This window comes from Acinetobacter endophylla (genome assembly GCF_053543775.1).
In genome coordinates, this window is sequence record NZ_JBLVOM010000001.1 from 47629 (window position 1) to 63930 (window position 16302).

At 36.6% G+C, this 16302-nt stretch carries 15 protein-coding genes; 5 read left to right on the forward strand and 10 right to left on the reverse strand.

Going from position 1 to position 16302, the window contains the following annotated elements:
• On the forward strand, window positions 1–1043 hold a 1043-nt coding region (locus ACNPNW_RS00140), incomplete at its 5' end, for a phosphohexomutase domain-containing protein (RefSeq protein WP_527890959.1).
• Between the two features lie 48 nt (window positions 1044–1091).
• Here the strand turns inward: ACNPNW_RS00140 and ACNPNW_RS00145 are convergent.
• Window positions 1092–1493 (reverse strand): hypothetical protein, encoded by a 402-nt coding sequence (locus ACNPNW_RS00145; RefSeq protein ID WP_448766374.1) that lies wholly within the window; start codon window positions 1491–1493, stop codon window positions 1092–1094.
• Between the two features lie 49 nt (window positions 1494–1542).
• Window positions 1543–1956: a hypothetical protein gene (locus tag ACNPNW_RS00150; protein WP_005028668.1), complete on the reverse strand. Its 414-nt coding sequence runs from the start codon at window positions 1954–1956 to the stop codon at window positions 1543–1545.
• 266 nt (window positions 1957–2222) lie between these two features.
• Between ACNPNW_RS00150 and ACNPNW_RS00155 the strand changes: the two genes are divergently transcribed.
• Window positions 2223–5228 carry a DotA/TraY family protein gene (locus ACNPNW_RS00155; RefSeq protein ID WP_005028667.1) on the forward strand — a complete coding sequence of 1002 codons (3006 nt, stop codon included), beginning with the start codon at window positions 2223–2225 and terminating at the stop codon, window positions 5226–5228.
• 61 nt (window positions 5229–5289) lie between these two features.
• Here the strand turns inward: ACNPNW_RS00155 and ACNPNW_RS00160 are convergent, their stop codons facing one another.
• A complete protein-coding gene (locus ACNPNW_RS00160; protein WP_448766375.1) occupies window positions 5290–5784 on the reverse strand; it encodes a spectrin repeat-containing protein in 495 nt (164 codons plus the stop codon).
• Window positions 5785–6027: 243 nt separating this feature from the next.
• Here ACNPNW_RS00160 and ACNPNW_RS00165 point away from each other — a divergent pair, with 243 nt between their 5' ends.
• The 3 genes from ACNPNW_RS00165 to ACNPNW_RS00175 are packed head-to-tail and all read left to right on the forward strand — an operon-like array spanning window position 6028 to window position 8913.
• Window positions 6028–8040 (forward strand): peptidoglycan DD-metalloendopeptidase family protein, encoded by a 2013-nt coding sequence (locus ACNPNW_RS00165; protein ID WP_032055054.1) that lies wholly within the window; start codon window positions 6028–6030, stop codon window positions 8038–8040.
• A 22-nt stretch (window positions 8041–8062) separates the two neighbouring features.
• Window positions 8063–8473 (forward strand): hypothetical protein, encoded by a 411-nt coding sequence (locus tag ACNPNW_RS00170; protein WP_005005820.1) that lies wholly within the window; start codon window positions 8063–8065, stop codon window positions 8471–8473.
• A 14-nt stretch (window positions 8474–8487) separates the two neighbouring features.
• A complete protein-coding gene (locus ACNPNW_RS00175; RefSeq protein WP_005005821.1) occupies window positions 8488–8913 on the forward strand; it encodes a hypothetical protein in 426 nt (141 codons plus the stop codon).
• Between the two features lie 52 nt (window positions 8914–8965).
• Here the strand turns inward: ACNPNW_RS00175 and ACNPNW_RS00180 are convergent, their stop codons facing one another.
• The 7 genes from ACNPNW_RS00180 to ACNPNW_RS00210 all read right to left on the reverse strand — a co-directional run bounded on the left by ACNPNW_RS00180 (window position 8966) and on the right by ACNPNW_RS00210 (window position 15546).
• Window positions 8966–9610 carry a hypothetical protein gene (locus tag ACNPNW_RS00180; protein ID WP_448766376.1) on the reverse strand — a complete coding sequence of 215 codons (645 nt, stop codon included), beginning with the start codon at window positions 9608–9610 and terminating at the stop codon, window positions 8966–8968.
• Window positions 9603–11159, reverse strand: coding sequence for a UvrD-helicase domain-containing protein (locus tag ACNPNW_RS00185; protein ID WP_032055052.1), 1557 nt, complete (start codon window positions 11157–11159; stop codon window positions 9603–9605). The genes ACNPNW_RS00180 and ACNPNW_RS00185 overlap by 8 nt, the downstream gene beginning before the upstream one ends.
• A 3-nt stretch (window positions 11160–11162) precedes the next feature.
• Window positions 11163–11720: a hypothetical protein gene (locus tag ACNPNW_RS00190; RefSeq protein WP_096911234.1), complete on the reverse strand. Its 558-nt coding sequence runs from the start codon at window positions 11718–11720 to the stop codon at window positions 11163–11165.
• Window positions 11720–12289 (reverse strand): hypothetical protein, encoded by a 570-nt coding sequence (locus ACNPNW_RS00195; RefSeq protein ID WP_005005866.1) that lies wholly within the window; start codon window positions 12287–12289, stop codon window positions 11720–11722. Before ACNPNW_RS00195 ends, ACNPNW_RS00190 begins: the two co-directional genes overlap by 1 nt.
• Before the next feature lie 12 nt (window positions 12290–12301).
• Window positions 12302–12976 carry a hypothetical protein gene (locus ACNPNW_RS00200; RefSeq protein WP_032055049.1) on the reverse strand — a complete coding sequence of 225 codons (675 nt, stop codon included), beginning with the start codon at window positions 12974–12976 and terminating at the stop codon, window positions 12302–12304.
• Window positions 12977–12988: 12 nt separating this feature from the next.
• Window positions 12989–13894, reverse strand: a complete 906-nt coding sequence (locus tag ACNPNW_RS00205; protein ID WP_005005870.1) for a hypothetical protein — start codon at window positions 13892–13894, stop codon at window positions 12989–12991.
• Between the two features lie 122 nt (window positions 13895–14016).
• Window positions 14017–15546: a secretion/conjugation apparatus DotM-related subunit gene (locus ACNPNW_RS00210; RefSeq protein WP_448766377.1), complete on the reverse strand. Its 1530-nt coding sequence runs from the start codon at window positions 15544–15546 to the stop codon at window positions 14017–14019.
• Window positions 15547–16302: the final 756 nt, after the last annotated feature.

The window sequence follows — 16302 nt, forward strand, 5'->3', positions numbered from 1 at the left end:
CTCCTAATGAAGAGACTACACCGCCGTATACGCCAGCGGAAGATGATGAAACTTTTTCCACTGAACTTTCTAGTGCTCCAGTACCAGCACCGTCAAATAAGGAAACACCAAAAGTAACCGATGCTTATTTATTGGTTGGTGCGGATCTTGAGGATTCTGAGTCCACAACATCAGAAAAGAATGTGATTACTCAAGACTTCAACTACCAAGCACGTTTAAATGAATTATATGAGCTGTCAAAATTCATCAAAGATGAAATTATAGATGCTCCAATCATTTCTATTAATCAAGCGTGGAATATAGTGCAAGATAAATGGAAGTTTTATCTCGATACTTTTTCAAGTAGCTACTTCAATATGAATGATTTTGAGAAGACGGCTATTCTTAAACAATTGAAATCACTCAAAGCCAGTATTTTTATGAACTGGTTTGATATTAAGTCGGGTGCTGGCCAGCAAGTATTTATTGATCTAGTGTCATACGACACGTTTAAGATTGAGTTTCTTTCTTCTGAAGCTAAGATTATCCAAACTTACATGAAGAACCGTATTAAAAATCAGATGTATTTTGAAACTACGGCGCCACAACCAAAGTTTTTGAGAAATCTAAACAACTTATTTAATGAACGTGTCGATACGCAAAAAATTAAAGACATTGAAAACCCTGAACTTTTGTTGAAGGTGAATGGCATTCTTGACGGTGTTACCAAAGATCTCATTGACAATATCAATCTGCATTTATCAAATGACATTTATCTTGTGAACTACTTTTCTAATGTAGATAAGGAACTGGAACCGCCCAAATATCACTTATTAGATATTTTGCTTCGTACTTCAGTGCTTAACCTTATCTATGTTTGTCCTACCGCATCACTCAATGCTACCAAGGATCTTCTAAATGCAATCACTGATCCTGAAATTGAGGTTTCAGCTTTTGACACATTCGACCGCAAACAATATCAAAATCAAATTGTAAAAGAACTCGCATGTTCATTCCGTCAGCGCATAGATCCATCTGAACTTTTGAAGCTAGATATTACGTAGATATAAAAAATGCCCATCATTCGGGCATTTTCTTTTTAATGGTTAGGCTTACCAAGGTCTAGGCTCTGGTGGGCGTGATGTGTATTCATTATCCATATTGTTTTCAGATTCATTGTCTTGGTCCAATTCTGGATCTGTTTGTTTGTAGCGGTTTTGGTAATCTTGCTGCTCAATTAAATCTTCTAGAGCCATTTCTTTAAAGTGACCAACAAGTAATGAACGTGTTTCTTCTTGGTATTCTGGTTCTTGCGCTAATTGACGTCCAATTTCATTCGGTAGTTTATTGTCGTAGATATATTTTAGGTTGGTTCGTTGTGTTTGTAGTGTAGGTTGTGGGTTAAACTCGTCAGTAAGGGAAACTACTTTAGCTTCACTAAAACTAGTGCCACAATAAAACACGGCTCTGGTCGCGTCTTGAAGTATATCTTCTTCGTTCTGTATGTTTTCCATTTGGCTTAAACCCTTTATTAAAGTCAGAATCTTAAAATTAAGAGATGTATTAAGATACCCAATTATACTTCAATAAATTTTCAATTTGTACCTTTAACGCTTCTTGCTCTAATCTGTCTAAACCTATTGTTGCGATGTTCTCTAAAAACTTGTCTTTATACTCGTTGTAACTTTCTATATCGTCTTTTTTAATGGTTTTGTCTAGATTTAACGTAAGCATGAGGTTTAATACTTTTAATATTTTTAGGTTCTTCCGTTTTTTGAGAACTTCAATAGGATCTAATTCAAAAGTATTTATTTTATCTAGTTTTTCTTTATAAGTTATTGCCATTAAAGGATTTATGCTTTGGTTGAGTATGTAGGATAACTCTAAAACAGTTATATCTTTCCCCATATCTTTAGATACAGATTTCTTAATTTCCGACAGTAAAATTAAGTGAGATGTAAACTTTGCTTTATCCATAATAGTCTCTTGTATTTAAACTAAATCATTAAAACAATTAGCAAGTCATGTTTAAACTTTCTGTATATACCAATAACAGTTTTGTGGTACATTATTGCTAATTTAAAAACCATTGTTATTTGTAATAAAATGGTTTTAATGATTCTTTGGTTAAAAGGTATTAAGCCTTTTAGTTAAACGTCTAACTTGTAATTTATAACACTTTGCTTTTAGTCGTCTTAAGTAAGCGATGTATAAGAAGCATTAAGAAAAACGGTGAGTTAGCTATGAGTTTATTTTGTCAATCGACAAATCCGAATTGTGATGGCGACCAAGCCGTTACTCTTCTCTCATCTATCTTTGGACACGACTTCATCAATGCGTTTATCAATGCGTCTGGACCAGCCTCGACAGTACCATCATCAGGTTTACTCACTAATATATTATTAGGCGGTGTAGCTAGTGTGGCAATGTCGTTGGTTTTGGTTTTTGCGATCGGTATTGGTTTAACAGCACTTTTGAAAAGCGCCCAGGACGGTGAAGCTTTCGGGAAAGATTCAAAAGTCACTACGATGTTTTCCCGAATATTATATTCGATTATTTTACTTTTACCTACGGCGTCCGGCTACTGTTTCATTCAAGTAGTCGTGCTAGGTATGGTGCTATGGTCAAATAATGTATCCAATACAATTAATAATAGAACGTTAGGCGAATCCTTAATGGCTTCGGCTAGTTTGTCAGATACGCACGATCATCAGCGTGACATCTTTGGATTTAGGAAAAATGCGCCTGTTATGCTTCGCCAGTTGCATTGTATTAACGTTCTAAACCAAGAGTTTTATACTCTACCGCCAGCATTCGGGCGCTATTTTAGTGATGGTGCTTATGGGGCGAATGCTAATCCTGGTGTTAGCATGACTGCAGTAGAGAAAAAGCAAAACTACATTGATAAAACCGCTAAAACTGCAAGTAACTGGACATCTGTTACTTATAACTTCGCTTACGCTGACAGCCGTTTAGAAGTTGGGGGCAAAAAAGAGCCGATCTGTGGCGGTGCTTCAATGAACGTTGTTAATCCAGCTGCGGTTAATGCTGAGTTAATGGACATTCCTGTTTATAAACTTCGCCAATCAGATCAAAACAAGATCAACGTTGCTTTGGCAAATGTTCAAGCTAAGTTACAACAAGAAAAGAACAATCTATATCGTCAATTCTTTATCGATTTAGAAAAGTGGTATATCGCATATCAAGTAAGCCCTAATGCCACTGAACAGGAAGGAACATTCCCGATTAGTAAAGCTGCTATGGATGCTTTCAATGCGCTAGTTGATAATTATGTGAATAAGAGTCATACCGTAACGAATAATGTTCTGACTTCTGAAAATGGCTATACTGCGGTTCAAACTGTTGTTAATACGCTAAATCAGCGCGGTTGGATGATGACGCCTGAAGCTCGTATTAAAGTAGGTCAATATCGCGCTATTGTTGAGAAGTATATTACTGAACCTTTGTGGACGTTCAGCCCTCCTACACTGAATTCAGCAATCATGAGCAACTCAAAAGGTGAAGCAATTTATAACACCGTTTATGTTGCAATGGATAATGCTGTTGGTAGCATTACATCCAACAATAATTGGGTGGCAAACGGCGATATTGCCGACTCTACCAACTTAATATCAATGTCTACCGATGGTGGTGACTCAAACAAAGTATCCAACATCGATCAAAAGTTTTCGGCATATGGTTCTGCTTGGGCAACAAACATTACTAAATCATTGGTAATGGGTGTATTGGTCGGTGAAAAAGGCGATGCGGAATTATTAAATAATAATTCGTCAAGCTCAAATATCAGCCCTACTACATTGCACCGCAATACGAATGTTATCCGTAATATTCAAGATACTGGTGAAGCAATCTTAGTCTATAAAGCTGTGGCTCAAGGTACTGTTGTCGGCATGAAATTAGTCGTGCTTACTGCTCGTTCTGGTTCTGCTCTTGTTCAATGGGTACCAGGGCTTAAGGGCGTAACTGAAGAAGGCACCAACGCTTTAGAATATGCCGTTGAAAATATCTTTGCTCCTATCCTTGGTCAGCTAGTAACGTATTTGACGATTCTTGGTGTGTGGATGGCGGTTGTTATTCCATATATGCCAATGATCTTCTTTGGTCTAGCTTGTGTAGGTTGGATCATCCATATCCTATACGCTGTGTGTGGTTTGCCTTTATGGGCGCTAATGCACATGATCCCTGAGCGTACTTTTGTCGGTAGCCAAACACAAGGTTATGTCACGGTATTAACGTTGTTCATGCGACCAATATTTATCATTGTTGGTTTCTGGATGGCTGAAATTATTATCGGGCCAGCTCTTGTTACGCTTACTGATATGTTCTTTAGCTACCAAGGTGCAATGAGCATCGCTTATTCATCTAATACGTTTACAGTTATCTTTACTGAGCTGATTACGTTTATCTGGAAGTTCTTCTTATATCTATTCTTGATGACTTCAGCGATCTACCTGATTTACGGGTTGGTATTTAGTGTTGCTGACCAAGTACAACAATGGATTGGTTCTGGATTGAATGGCGGTCAGTGGGGTGAAACAAACTCAAAAGAAGCTATTCAAAAGTTTGGTGGCGCTGCAAGTACGTTGTCTGGTCCATCTCCAGCATCTCGCCGTCCTTTACCGCCTGGTAGACGTCCTGATGGTGGTAAGGGTGGTCCAAACAATCCGAAAGGTGGTGGTGGTGGCAATGGTGGTACAGGTGGTAATACATTAGGCGGTACTGGTAGTACGACTGCATATAGCCCTGTAAATATGCCAGCTAGATCCGCTTCTTTTGGCGCTGCAACTGGTGGTACAGGTGGTATTACTCCAAGTGGTGTCACTGGTGGTACGGGTGGTAGAACTGGTCTTGGTGCTAAACCAACATCACCTACCCCAAGCCAAGGTCAATCTACATTCGGTATGGGTGCTACAAGTGTAAGTGGTACAAATAATACGCCTACTACTGGTGGTGGTCTATATGGTGCAAATGCTTACGGAAAAACAGCTTCTACGTTTAATCGTGGTGTAGCTAAAGCATCAGCATCTAAGACTGGTTCTACTTTCGGTAGTGTGAATGTTGCAAGTGGTACTGGCTATACGTATGGTACTGGTTCGACTCCTAATGCACGTTTTGGTGCTAGTTCTAGTGCAACCAAGAAATCTAATATTTCTGGCCGTAGCACTATGACTAATCGTGTGCGTTCAGGTTTAAGTTCAACTCTGTCTAAGTTTAAAGGTAAACCTTAAAATCTAGACAATAAAAAATGGTGCTTTATAAGCACCATTTTTTTTATCAAAATATTCATAATTAAAAGTTGATTTTCTGAATGTTGTTTTTGTTTGTAGAGTTAAAAATAAATCTACGAACGCCGATATTAACAAGTTGCTGTTGATCTTTCTCTAGCTGACCAACTGCATGACTGTAAGCACGGTTCAAATTGTTATATGAACGGTTTTGCACAAGTAAGTCAAAGTTGTTGATACGCTCTTCTTCTAACTCAATTTGCTTGTTATTAAGCTCGATGTCTTTTGCTTTCATTTGGGCGCAAACATTGTTGTACTTGTTCGCCAGCTCATTGTGCTTGCTTGTAACGTCATCAATGTGTGCGTTCGCTTCAGCAACCAATTCGTTATACTGATTTGTAATACCTTTGATTTTGTTTTCTAGCATTTCAATGTGAGCTAACAAGGCATTTTCATTCTTCTGGTGTACTTTGTTTTGGATTAAAAAGTCTAATCCCATTGAAGCGCGGTCAATCGCTTGGTCGAAAGTAGCGCTTAAAACGTGTGCGTGATTTAACATATTTAGATACCTCACTACTTTTATTAAATTAAAATATTAAAACCATGTAACCTTATTCTTAAACCTATCAATAAGATTAACGCTATATGTATATACTATCTTAAAACAAAACCTAAAAACTTTTTTTAAAGTATAAAATAAGTATTTAATCGTATATACTTAATCCGTCCACTTAGATATTAGGGACATTTAATAAGAAGTTAATTTATTTTAAGAACTTCCTTTAAGCCTGGCGATTCACTTATGAAATTTAGACCCTCATTTCAATTAAAGCCCTTGAGCTGTGGCATTAAAGTCGCAATTTTAGTGACTTGCTCGGCTTTTATTTATACCGCTAACGCCGATCCTATTTCTGAAAACGTAACTGCTACAAACGCTAATACGGCAAAAGTTCCTAACAACGCTCAAAAAATGATTTTCCATAAATATTCGATCATGCCGAATGATGGGCGCCGTAGTGCTGGTCGTTTTGGTGAATTTCGTTTGCGAGGGGGCGCTGCTGGTAGTCATAACGGTATTGATATTAGTCGTGCGAATCCTAATGACCTTACACTTAAAGCAATTGGTTCAGGTTCTATTGTCTCTTATGACACACGTTCATCTGGTTCAAGCAACCAATCAACCACTAACCCACTAATTATGCAGATGGATACTGGCGATCGAATCATGTATCGCCATACTGATCCATCGTATCAAAAAAAATTTAACGCTTACCCTGGTCAACGTATTCAAGCTGGTCAAAACATCGCACACATGTCAAATAAAGGCTGTGGTTCATGTGCCGTGCATTTGCACATTGAATATGGTGTAAAGGCAAAACGTGGGCTAGATGTTTGGCTGAATAAAAACTTAGATCAAGTTTTTAAAAATCCATCCATTGCACTTCAGCAACGCGTTAAAGGATCTGCGCCATATGTGGGTAGTTCTGAATATAAGTTAACAGATCCTACGCCATATTTACCTCAGGACGTTGTGATTAGTGTCTCGCCACAAGGACAAGCATTAGAAAACAAATACACACCGTACTTGGGTAACACCATTAGGACTCAATGGAATGCCTTATATTCATCATCAACAGGAATCACCCTCCCCGTTTCTTCATCGGTAGATGGCATTGCAGTAAAACAAGGCAAAAAGCTTCCAGCACTTGCATTTAGTGGCGATGTTTCGATGGATGCTTATGGATCTGCACAAGTGCAAGTCGCTCAAATGATTGCTGACGGTACTATCTCACCTGAAGCAGCTGCAAGCGGTACCATTTATGCAAATGATGTTGCTCAATATGCACCGCCTAGAACTATATTTGGTGGTACGGCTGATGATGTGGGTTTTGATATTGGTGCACTTAATTCTACGCCAGCAGAATTAATTGAAAACATTGGTACTGGACGTTATGGCAACTCTAAATGGTTTAATGAATTAGCAACCATGTCGATGATGGGGCTTTTGATTGAAAAGCTAAACATTATCAATGCACAAAACTATTTGACTAAAGAGATCCATAAACAAAATGAACGCTTAGAGGCTCTTTTGGCAGCTTATACAGCGTCAGAAACTCAACGCTATTCTGGCCGTGTAGATGAACTTTATACGAAAGCTGAACAACCAACTGTTATTCCTGAAGTAGCAGTAGTTGAAATGCAACAGCTTTTTGATGAAGGTGGAAACGGGCAAGTTTATTCAGATGCACAAATCTTAAAAGGTGGACAAGGTACTCCAGATCGTAAATGTGGTTGGGGTATACCAGGTGCTTTTGGTGCGGTTAAAGATGGTATTAAGCGTGTTGCTTTAAAACATGGTTATAACCCTAATGACGTTGCAGCTATTCTTGGTTTTGAATCTGGCGGTTTTAATCTTAAAATTGACAACAACGCTGGTGCATATGGTTTAAGTCAATGGACTAAAATTGGTATAACAGATATTAATGCTTCAGATTTAACAGCGAGAGGAATACCAGCTTCAATTAAATCAAACCCTAAGCAAATCACTACCCTGAGTGCTCAACAACAAGTCGAATTATTAGATTTATACCTTGCAGTAAAAGCACGACAACGTAAAAGCGACTATAATAATAAAACAATAGCTGGGTTTTATGCTCTAGTTTTAGGTGGACCATATAAAAGTCCTAGTCGTGAATATAATGCGAACAGAAACCTTGATAGAAACCCTCGTGATGGTGTTGTGACTTTAGGTGAAGCCGTTACATTTGAAGGTATTGTTATGCGTTTATGCCCTTACTATTCTGAATACCCTTAATAGAGCAATTAAAGGAAATATTATGAAAAACAGATTTTTGTCTTTATTGGGTTTTAGCCTTTTAGCATGTGCATCTTTTAATGCTAGTGCTAATACTAGCTCAGACTCTATTCGTGCTGAACTTGAAAAACTGCGCTTAGTAAACGTTAAATGTGCTGCGGTTTCTAACGATCCATTTGATGCAAAACACCTAAATTGCTATACAAATGTTTATAACCGCGCAAGTCAGCTTGGTAGCCTTGCTTCTAAATATATTAATAATGAAGAAGCTCCGCGTGTTCTAGCTGATCACAATCGAAACTTTACTCAGTTACTTGCTAACTGCGATCAGTTATACGCTGGCCAGACTGCAAAGTACAAAACACTAAGCATGCAATGTAAAGCGACCAACAAATTAGGTTGGGCAATGTTTATTCCGGCATTAATGAAGTAATAAAGGATCAGATTATGAAAAAGTTTTTAAGTTTAGCTTTGATATGTGCTGCTACCATTATTACGTCATCTGCCAACGCTGGTTATAAGACCAAAGCTGAAGCTATTCAAGCTTATAACAAGGTACAAGCCGAGTATCAAAAATGCGTATTTAATTATAATGAAGCGCGTGATTCTGAGTACGGTTCACCAGAACTTAAGTGCAATACACCGTACAACCAATCATTAACACGTTTCATCAAAGACGTTCGTGCGGAAAGTCAAAAGAATGCTGCAGCTTGGCAAGCAATCAATATACAACATATTAAATTTAGCCAAAACTGTGATAGTCAAACTATGGTGAGTTCATACAATCCATCGTTTTTTATTCGTCAATCTTATATGTGTGAATCCTCTGCTTTTACATCTTTAGCACAAGTGGCAATCGACCTTTCTTATTAATTTCAAAACATAAAAAGGGCATCTATAAGATGCCCTTTTTTGTCGTTTGGTTTTAGACTTTTTCTATAATTGTTTCGGTATCTGGTGTTTCAACTTCAAACCCAAAGTGAAGATTACCGTATTCAATTGCTTCTTCTACCCAATGCAAGCCCATGTTTTGCTCATTTCCTACTTTGCTTGAATCATAAGCCTCAAGGGGCATCACCCTCTTAATATCATTTTCGATGAAAAAATATGTATAACAGTGAGGGTGCACGTAGATTCCATCAAAATAAAATGGAATTAAATATCTCCCCTTTAATTCCTTAAACTGCTCAATTGTATGTTTACTTGAAGCAATTCCACCGCCTGAATCTATGACAATGCTTCTAAAAGATCCTGAAGGAATATCAACGATAGCTAGGCCATCGAACGTTTCTACACCATTTAATATCTCTTTAGTTTTGAGAAAAACACCTGGTTCAAAATGGCGTTGCTTGAAATTAAAATCTTCTGTGAAACTAAAGTTTGACTTTGTTTCCTTTTCAATTAGATGAAACATTTCAAGAAGTGGTGTGATTATATCTGCGACCTGTGAGCCCTTTTTCTTAACTAGCTCCATGATATACGGTTCGTGATGAAACTCTCCGCGAATATAACTAACATTGTGACATGCCTGAAACACTCTATTTTGCAGAACTTCAACTTGATTAGGCATTTGAAATCTCCATATTTTTTGAATTTAAGTGTTCCAATAAATCATTAATGCCATCTGTAAATAATATGTTTTTGGCTCGTGTTACGGTCACATACAACAGCCGTTTTTCATCTGCAGAAATCATTAGCTTTTTATCGAGAATTTTATAGTTAAACCCTTTTGCGATTAGGACATTATCCCACTCTAAACCTTTACTCTTGTGTGATGTGCTAATGACCAAAGTGTTTTTTGGGTCAGTTTCATCATCAGCCATACTATTTTCTAACGCCCACTCAATCACTTGCCATGAGTATTGGTTTGTTAGATCCAGAAAGGTTTTTAATTCTGTAGTTGCCCCCTCCACTTCTCCAAACACTTGTATATGGTCCACAAGCTCTTGGTAGGAAGAAAAGTTTTGAAGCTCTTTACACGTTGGCCGTTTATTTGCTCTCAGTTGAAAAATACCACTAAAAATATCTTTACTGCGCTTTCCATCAACCTCAAGACGTATTTTCTTTTCGCCATTAAGGTAGCTATGAAACTTAAAAAAGTATTCAAAAGCCGTAGCATTTGTTCTACAAATAATCGCGTTCAATGAAGATGGTGCATAACTTGATGTACTGAAAGTGGTAACTTTTGACGTTTTACTTGGTAAACCTTTTAACTGTCGGGTTTCACCAAAAAGTTTATTGAGAAGTAGATTAGCTATATCTGCAACTGCATTACCAAACCGAAACGACTGCTCTAAGTACAATGCTTCAAGATCTAGGTTCTGTAAAATATCTTTCGCACCCCTAAAGCCATAAATGCTTTGGTATGGATCTCCAACAAAAATAACTTTTGCTTTTTGACGTTTGAGTACATCTAGTATTAATTGGTCACTATCTTGGCTTTCATCTACCATCACGTAATCAAAATCAAGTTGTGGTTTTTGCAGTACCCACCACTTGAGATAGTAATCGTGTGTAATACCATAATCACCGTTTGGATCAACTACATCATTCCAGATCATTTTCGCAATTGAAGTGATTTTATCTTCAAGAACGTCATTGCGCTTAATTGATGTTTGTTCTTTTAATGCTATGTAAGCATGATCATTGGTAACAGTCTGATCCACTGTCATACAAAAATAACGTAATGTATTAAGGATAATCAGCGCTAATGTTAGATCGGTGAGTTGTCGGTTTTTCCCGTTGTACTGAAATCGAATGTTTTCAAGTTTAAACTTTTGAACAATATCTTTAGGAAGTAACGTAGGCTTGTTAATCTTATTTTTCAGCCAACCGGGTATATTTCTGTAAGCTAGGGAATGGAATGTAGAACATGTGACTGAATTCAATCCATATTCAGCGAATTTTTGATTAGCTTCATCTGCCATCTTTTTATTAAATGATAGATATAGTCCAAGCTTACCTAGTTGTTGCAAAGCACTACTACAGTGGATCAATGTCGTAGTCTTACCAGTACCAGCAAAAGCAATCAATTTAAAACTGGTTTTTAGTCGTGTTGCTTTATCAATTGCTCGTTGCTGTTCACTGGTAGGTTTTTGAGTAATTTTCTTCACAACCATTGCTTAATTTCGTGCTAGAAAAGAACTTGGTTTTTTGTTTTTCATTACAAGCACATCGCTTTCAACAATTTGCATCTGGCTTGCTAAAAAGTTAACTTGTTGCTTCAGTTCGTTTATATCGCTTTTTAGTTCAACTACTTGCACTTGCATCTCAAGGTTTGAATATTTGAGCTTGTTATTCTCAGTTTCTTTCTCTTTTAGTGCTGCCTGTAATCTTTTGATTTCCTGTTGGCTCTCTATGTTAGCCACATTAATATTGCTTTTGCTTTGAATATTTTGTGCTTGAGAAGATGTACTCGCAATTGCAACAGGTGTTGGCTTCGGTTCTACTGTGCCATTATATTTGGTTGTCTCTGAGATCTTATCCCATAGTGAATATGTGCGTAATGGCGCTGGTATATTTTGATTTGGTGTTGAAAAACTGGTGCGTAAAGCATTTGCACTGTCTTTAGAAACAATGTCTCCAGAACTATTAATTTCAGTAAAGCCAGCATAAGCAAGTGAAACAACTGTTGAAACTGCTACTGCACCAATTACCTTAAAATAGTTTGATTTCTTCATTAGAATGCCCCTTTCAAACGCTTATTTTTTGCCGTTTGATTTGATGATTTTCGATTGATTGTGTTGTTTTCTAAATTGATAGAAACACCTACATTCATGACCTGATTTTTCTGTGGGTTGTATTGAATAAAGACCAGTTCTTTTGCATATTTCTTTGCGTGTGTTAAACGTTCAGCATGAATTTCATCAAGATTAAATCTGATTTGCATTCGCGATATATACAGCTTGAATAACTGATCATTTACTTCAGCTAAATTTAAAACTAAGCCTTTTTCATCTATAGAAGCAGACTCGAAAGCTAAATCATTTAAAAACCAATTTTCGGGTTGTATTAGTAAATAAAACTTTTCAACTTCGCTTGTGATTGCATATGAAAAACAAAACTCATTCACCTGATAGGTGCTTAAACAAATGGTTTCATTGTTATAGCCACGTTTCATGTTTCGGTCATATGAGCTCAACCACCAAACTAAATAGTGTCGTGCTTCCAACTCTTTAACGGTTATTTGTGCTATTTCTGAGGCCTTTAGCTGTAATGCTTCAAGGTTTTCTATTCGTCTAGCTCTCATAGATAATTCACCTTATTTTTCTTTAAAGCATGAGTTATCAAAAGCCATTGAGTTAGGATCTAACCCCATGTTTTTAAGAGCCAAGGCTTTACCGTCAAGTTCAGGGTTATCAGATGTGCTTAGTTGTTGCGAACTTGTTTCTGAAGATGCATTTTTCGCATTAGTACCTGAACCTAAAAAGTAACCGCCTCCAGCAAAAACAACTACTGCAGCTACAATGCCCATAGCTGGCCAAGACTTTTTAAAACTAGAGAATCTATCTGCTAAAGATAAGCTGTATTTTTCTTCATTAGAACGTATAGTGCTGTCTGTAACATCAGCCTTATATTCATTTAGAGCTTGATGCCAAACTTCCTTTATGTAGCTTTGAAGTTCATTTGTACTGAAACGAACCTTGCTTTTGTTTAAGTAATAGCATGGCTCACTAATAAGAATTTCTGTGTTTTCGTCAGAATTTAAGAAAACTTGTCCTCTAAACAAATTATTCTCGACCTGATCAAATCCTTTGATCGTTAATAGTAGATCTGTGGCCTTTGCATCTATATTGAAGATGCTCACCTGGCGATTTCTATCCGTATCTCCAGAAAGGTCAGAATCTAAAAACATAGACTCATTGTTTATCTTAGAGAAATAAGGTGAAAAGTTACCGACAATCGATTGGAAAGCTTTCAATTGAGTTTTGTTCATCTCAATTCCCTCTTATTTGAAAATATAGTCAAGAGTGGCTGTTTCTGAAGTTCCTCTACGAGCTTCAACTTTTCCAGTCTTTTTATTTACAAAGATAGCAACTGGTACACCAGCAGTTAGTGGCTGTGGCTTTTGTCCAGCGCTACGAATTGCTTCTCGCTGTTCACGATCTTCTTTTGGCATTGCAACAATATCTTCGTGATAGAAGAAGATAGATTGAAGAGCGCCTAAGTGTTTATCCAACTCAGCAAGTTCCTGTGGTGTAGGAATCACTTTAATTGAGTTAATTTCTTCATCTGTTCCATTAAAGGTTTTATTAATAGTATCTTCAGATGGTTTACGAAGAATTCCAGCAGCTAATTGTTTTCCGTTTTCACTTTGGTTTAGAACTAAAGCTGGAATCCATTTAATAGTTGCACCGCTTTTAACGTATGAGCGAGAAAGGTTGAATGTTTCGTGACAATATTTACAGCGTGGATCGTAAATGATGTAAACAGTGTTGTTATCATTCGCTTTTCCCTCTTTAAACCCTGAAAGCGTTTTTACAGCTTTAAAGACTGGATGATTGTATGCACTGGCCAAATTCCCAACGGAAGCTGTTGGTTGTTGTGCTGGTGCATTCATTTTTTTTGCAGTTAATTTAAGAGGCTCAGATATATTTTTTTTAGTAGCAGAATCCCAAGCTGTACCATGTAAGATGACTTTTTCATCGGATGTTGTAAAAAACACCGCATTTTTCCCATTAGGTGCCTCAAGAATCCAAGAAGTTAAACCTCCACTAAAGGGTTTAACTTCTTTTACTTTGCCCATTTTTTGCATCTTAGAAGTAAGGTCCTGAGATGGTGCAGCGTAAGTAGAGATTGTAATAATACTAATAGCGCAACTTGCTACTATTTTAGTGAAATTATTTAAAAGCATTTTAGAGTATTACCTTTTAAGCCATGTTTTAACAGTATAGTTAAAATATGGTTTTAAAAAAATAGTTAAATAAAAAAGACCGGTGTTTTAATACCGGTCAATTATAACTTATAAGTATAAGACTAAAACCCTTTTTGCTTGTTTTTTTGTATTTCATCCTGTGGTATTTCTACACTCACCATATCAAAAACATGATCATCACTATACTTAAAATCATCTTTATAATTGTTTTTAGAGTTATAAGATCCGTTGTTTAATTCCTTGTCCGTAAACTCTACTACTCGAATAATACTGTTTACATCTTCAGCAGCTTTTTGTCTAGCTTCAGTCATGGCAAAACTCAATAATTCGTATTCAAAACCAACAAGACCAATGTTAAAGTCTGGCTCTTCTAATGGCTTCCCTAATTTCACCTCAATTAGATAATGCGAGATTGGACCTAAACCCTCACTAAACAAAGACGGTCTACCAATATTCTGTATGAATGCGTATGCAGTTCGATTGTATAGTTTTAACCAGCGTATATCTGTTGGTGGCATTACACCTAGCTGTCTTGCTGTTAATACAACCTCACACAAAATAGTTCTTACATATGCATGGTTTTTAAAAATCTTAGTAGCAACGGGATGTTTAATGTATTTGTGAATTCTTTTTCTAAGGAAGTCAAAATTAAACCCTACAAGCTTACGATCGCCCTCAACATACTGATTTTCAATTGTAAACAATGGGTTGCTAGGTATATTTTTTGTGCAAATATCCCAATAGTAATTAATTAATGTTGTTGAATCTTTTTTGATTTTACGGAACTCTTCATCATCCATAGATTCATCAGTCGCACATGCTACTGGTAAATACAAAGCTAGCAAAATTGTATCAACATCGGATAAATACGATAATTCATCGGGTGTTGTTTCTTTTGAATTATCAAGGGTTATCCAAAGATCCCCTAGTTGTGCACGTAAGACATTTAAAAACTTCTCTTCATCTATGATAGGTACTGTTTCGCTTTTATCATTATATTCTTTCGTTATTCCGTTGATTGTAATGTTCACAAGGCGCTCTTTTGTTCCTGTAATTAACTCATGCCTATTTGCAAACTCATAAGTTGAATCAAGCGCTTTAAAATGACCATTGTTCGTATCATATTTTGACAAGTCTAATGGACCAAAAACCTGTAAGTGTCTTTGGTTTGGAATTTGTTCCTCTATGAACTCTTCTAGGTTCATGCTTTTGATAAAGCCCCGTGCTGGATGCTCGCTGTTGAAGCGGTCATAAGCTTTCTTTATCCAAGGTGTTGCCAGCAAAAATATTAATAAATTCCATGCTTGACTGGCTTTTGAAATTTGAAAAATAGTGACTTCGCTAAACTTATTTTGACAAAATAATGGAAGCCAATTGTTTGTTGGTTTACATAGGTGTTCTGTTGAATACACCAACTCACTTAGTAAAGGTACGTAATTAAGCCCGATAGCTTTGAATAGGCTATGTATCCACCATAGAGGAATAATTAAAATGCCTTTTGTGTATACTAAAAACCCTACAATTTGAGATTTATAAGCAAACCATACAGCCAAAAAAGCCACTAAAACCATAACAATAGTAAATATATAAATATGATTCTCATGTACAAGCTTATCTTTTGGATCTGCCATTTTATACCCTATTAATATGTGTATTGTTGAGTATTATATAGTTAATATTGGTTTTAATCTAATTCACCTTAAACCTTTTAAGGATTTTAAGTGTGGTTTTAAGCTGTTAACTAAAGTGGCACTTAATACCTTTTAAAGCTTAAATCAGGTCAACCTCAACACTAAGCCAGTATTCTTGGTCAAATACTAAAAAGAATGAATAAGAAGCCCTCCCCTACTAGACATTTAAGTGTATTAATCGCCTATATAATAAATTTCTCTATAAATATTGTTGGTAGTCTTTTTAGTGAATAGGGCACTCCCCTACTCAGCTAATATAGATCATTTTCAGTTGTGCATTTCACTACGTCTACTCATTTGTTTAACTGTAAGTAGTAGTAAGCCCTCCCCTCTTCTTGGCAACTCCCCTGTTATCAGTCTGATAATGAAAAAACTACGATTAGGAATCGAAAGCCATTATCAGTCTGATAATGAAAAAAACCACGCTTAGGAATCTAAAGCTGTTATCAGTCTGATAATGAAAAAATCAACGATTAAGAATCGAAAGCCGTTATCAGCCTGATAATGAAAAAATCAACGATTAAGAATCGAAAGCTGTTATCAGCCTGATAATGAAAAAAACCACGCTAAGGAATCTAAAGCTGTTATCAGCCTGATAATGAAAAAAAATCACGCTTAGGAATCTAAAGCTGTTATCAGTCTGATAATGAAAAAATCAACGATTAAGAATCGAAAGCCGTTATCAGCCTGATAATG

Coding starts and splice junctions, on each gene's coding strand:
- ACNPNW_RS00145 (WP_448766374.1), bottom strand. CDS start 1,493: ATGGAAAACATACAGAACGAAGAAGATATACTTCAAGACGCGACCAGA.
- ACNPNW_RS00150 (WP_005028668.1), bottom strand. CDS start 1,956: ATGGATAAAGCAAAGTTTACATCTCACTTAATTTTACTGTCGGAAATT.
- ACNPNW_RS00155 (WP_005028667.1), top strand. CDS start 2,223: ATGAGTTTATTTTGTCAATCGACAAATCCGAATTGTGATGGCGACCAA.
- ACNPNW_RS00160 (WP_448766375.1), bottom strand. CDS start 5,784: ATGTTAAATCACGCACACGTTTTAAGCGCTACTTTCGACCAAGCGATT.
- ACNPNW_RS00165 (WP_032055054.1), top strand. CDS start 6,028: ATGAAATTTAGACCCTCATTTCAATTAAAGCCCTTGAGCTGTGGCATT.
- ACNPNW_RS00170 (WP_005005820.1), top strand. CDS start 8,063: ATGAAAAACAGATTTTTGTCTTTATTGGGTTTTAGCCTTTTAGCATGT.
- ACNPNW_RS00175 (WP_005005821.1), top strand. CDS start 8,488: ATGAAAAAGTTTTTAAGTTTAGCTTTGATATGTGCTGCTACCATTATT.
- ACNPNW_RS00180 (WP_448766376.1), bottom strand. CDS start 9,610: ATGCCTAATCAAGTTGAAGTTCTGCAAAATAGAGTGTTTCAGGCATGT.
- ACNPNW_RS00185 (WP_032055052.1), bottom strand. CDS start 11,159: ATGGTTGTGAAGAAAATTACTCAAAAACCTACCAGTGAACAGCAACGA.
- ACNPNW_RS00190 (WP_096911234.1), bottom strand. CDS start 11,720: ATGAAGAAATCAAACTATTTTAAGGTAATTGGTGCAGTAGCAGTTTCA.
- ACNPNW_RS00195 (WP_005005866.1), bottom strand. CDS start 12,289: ATGAGAGCTAGACGAATAGAAAACCTTGAAGCATTACAGCTAAAGGCC.
- ACNPNW_RS00200 (WP_032055049.1), bottom strand. CDS start 12,976: ATGAACAAAACTCAATTGAAAGCTTTCCAATCGATTGTCGGTAACTTT.
- ACNPNW_RS00205 (WP_005005870.1), bottom strand. CDS start 13,894: ATGCTTTTAAATAATTTCACTAAAATAGTAGCAAGTTGCGCTATTAGT.
- ACNPNW_RS00210 (WP_448766377.1), bottom strand. CDS start 15,546: ATGGCAGATCCAAAAGATAAGCTTGTACATGAGAATCATATTTATATA.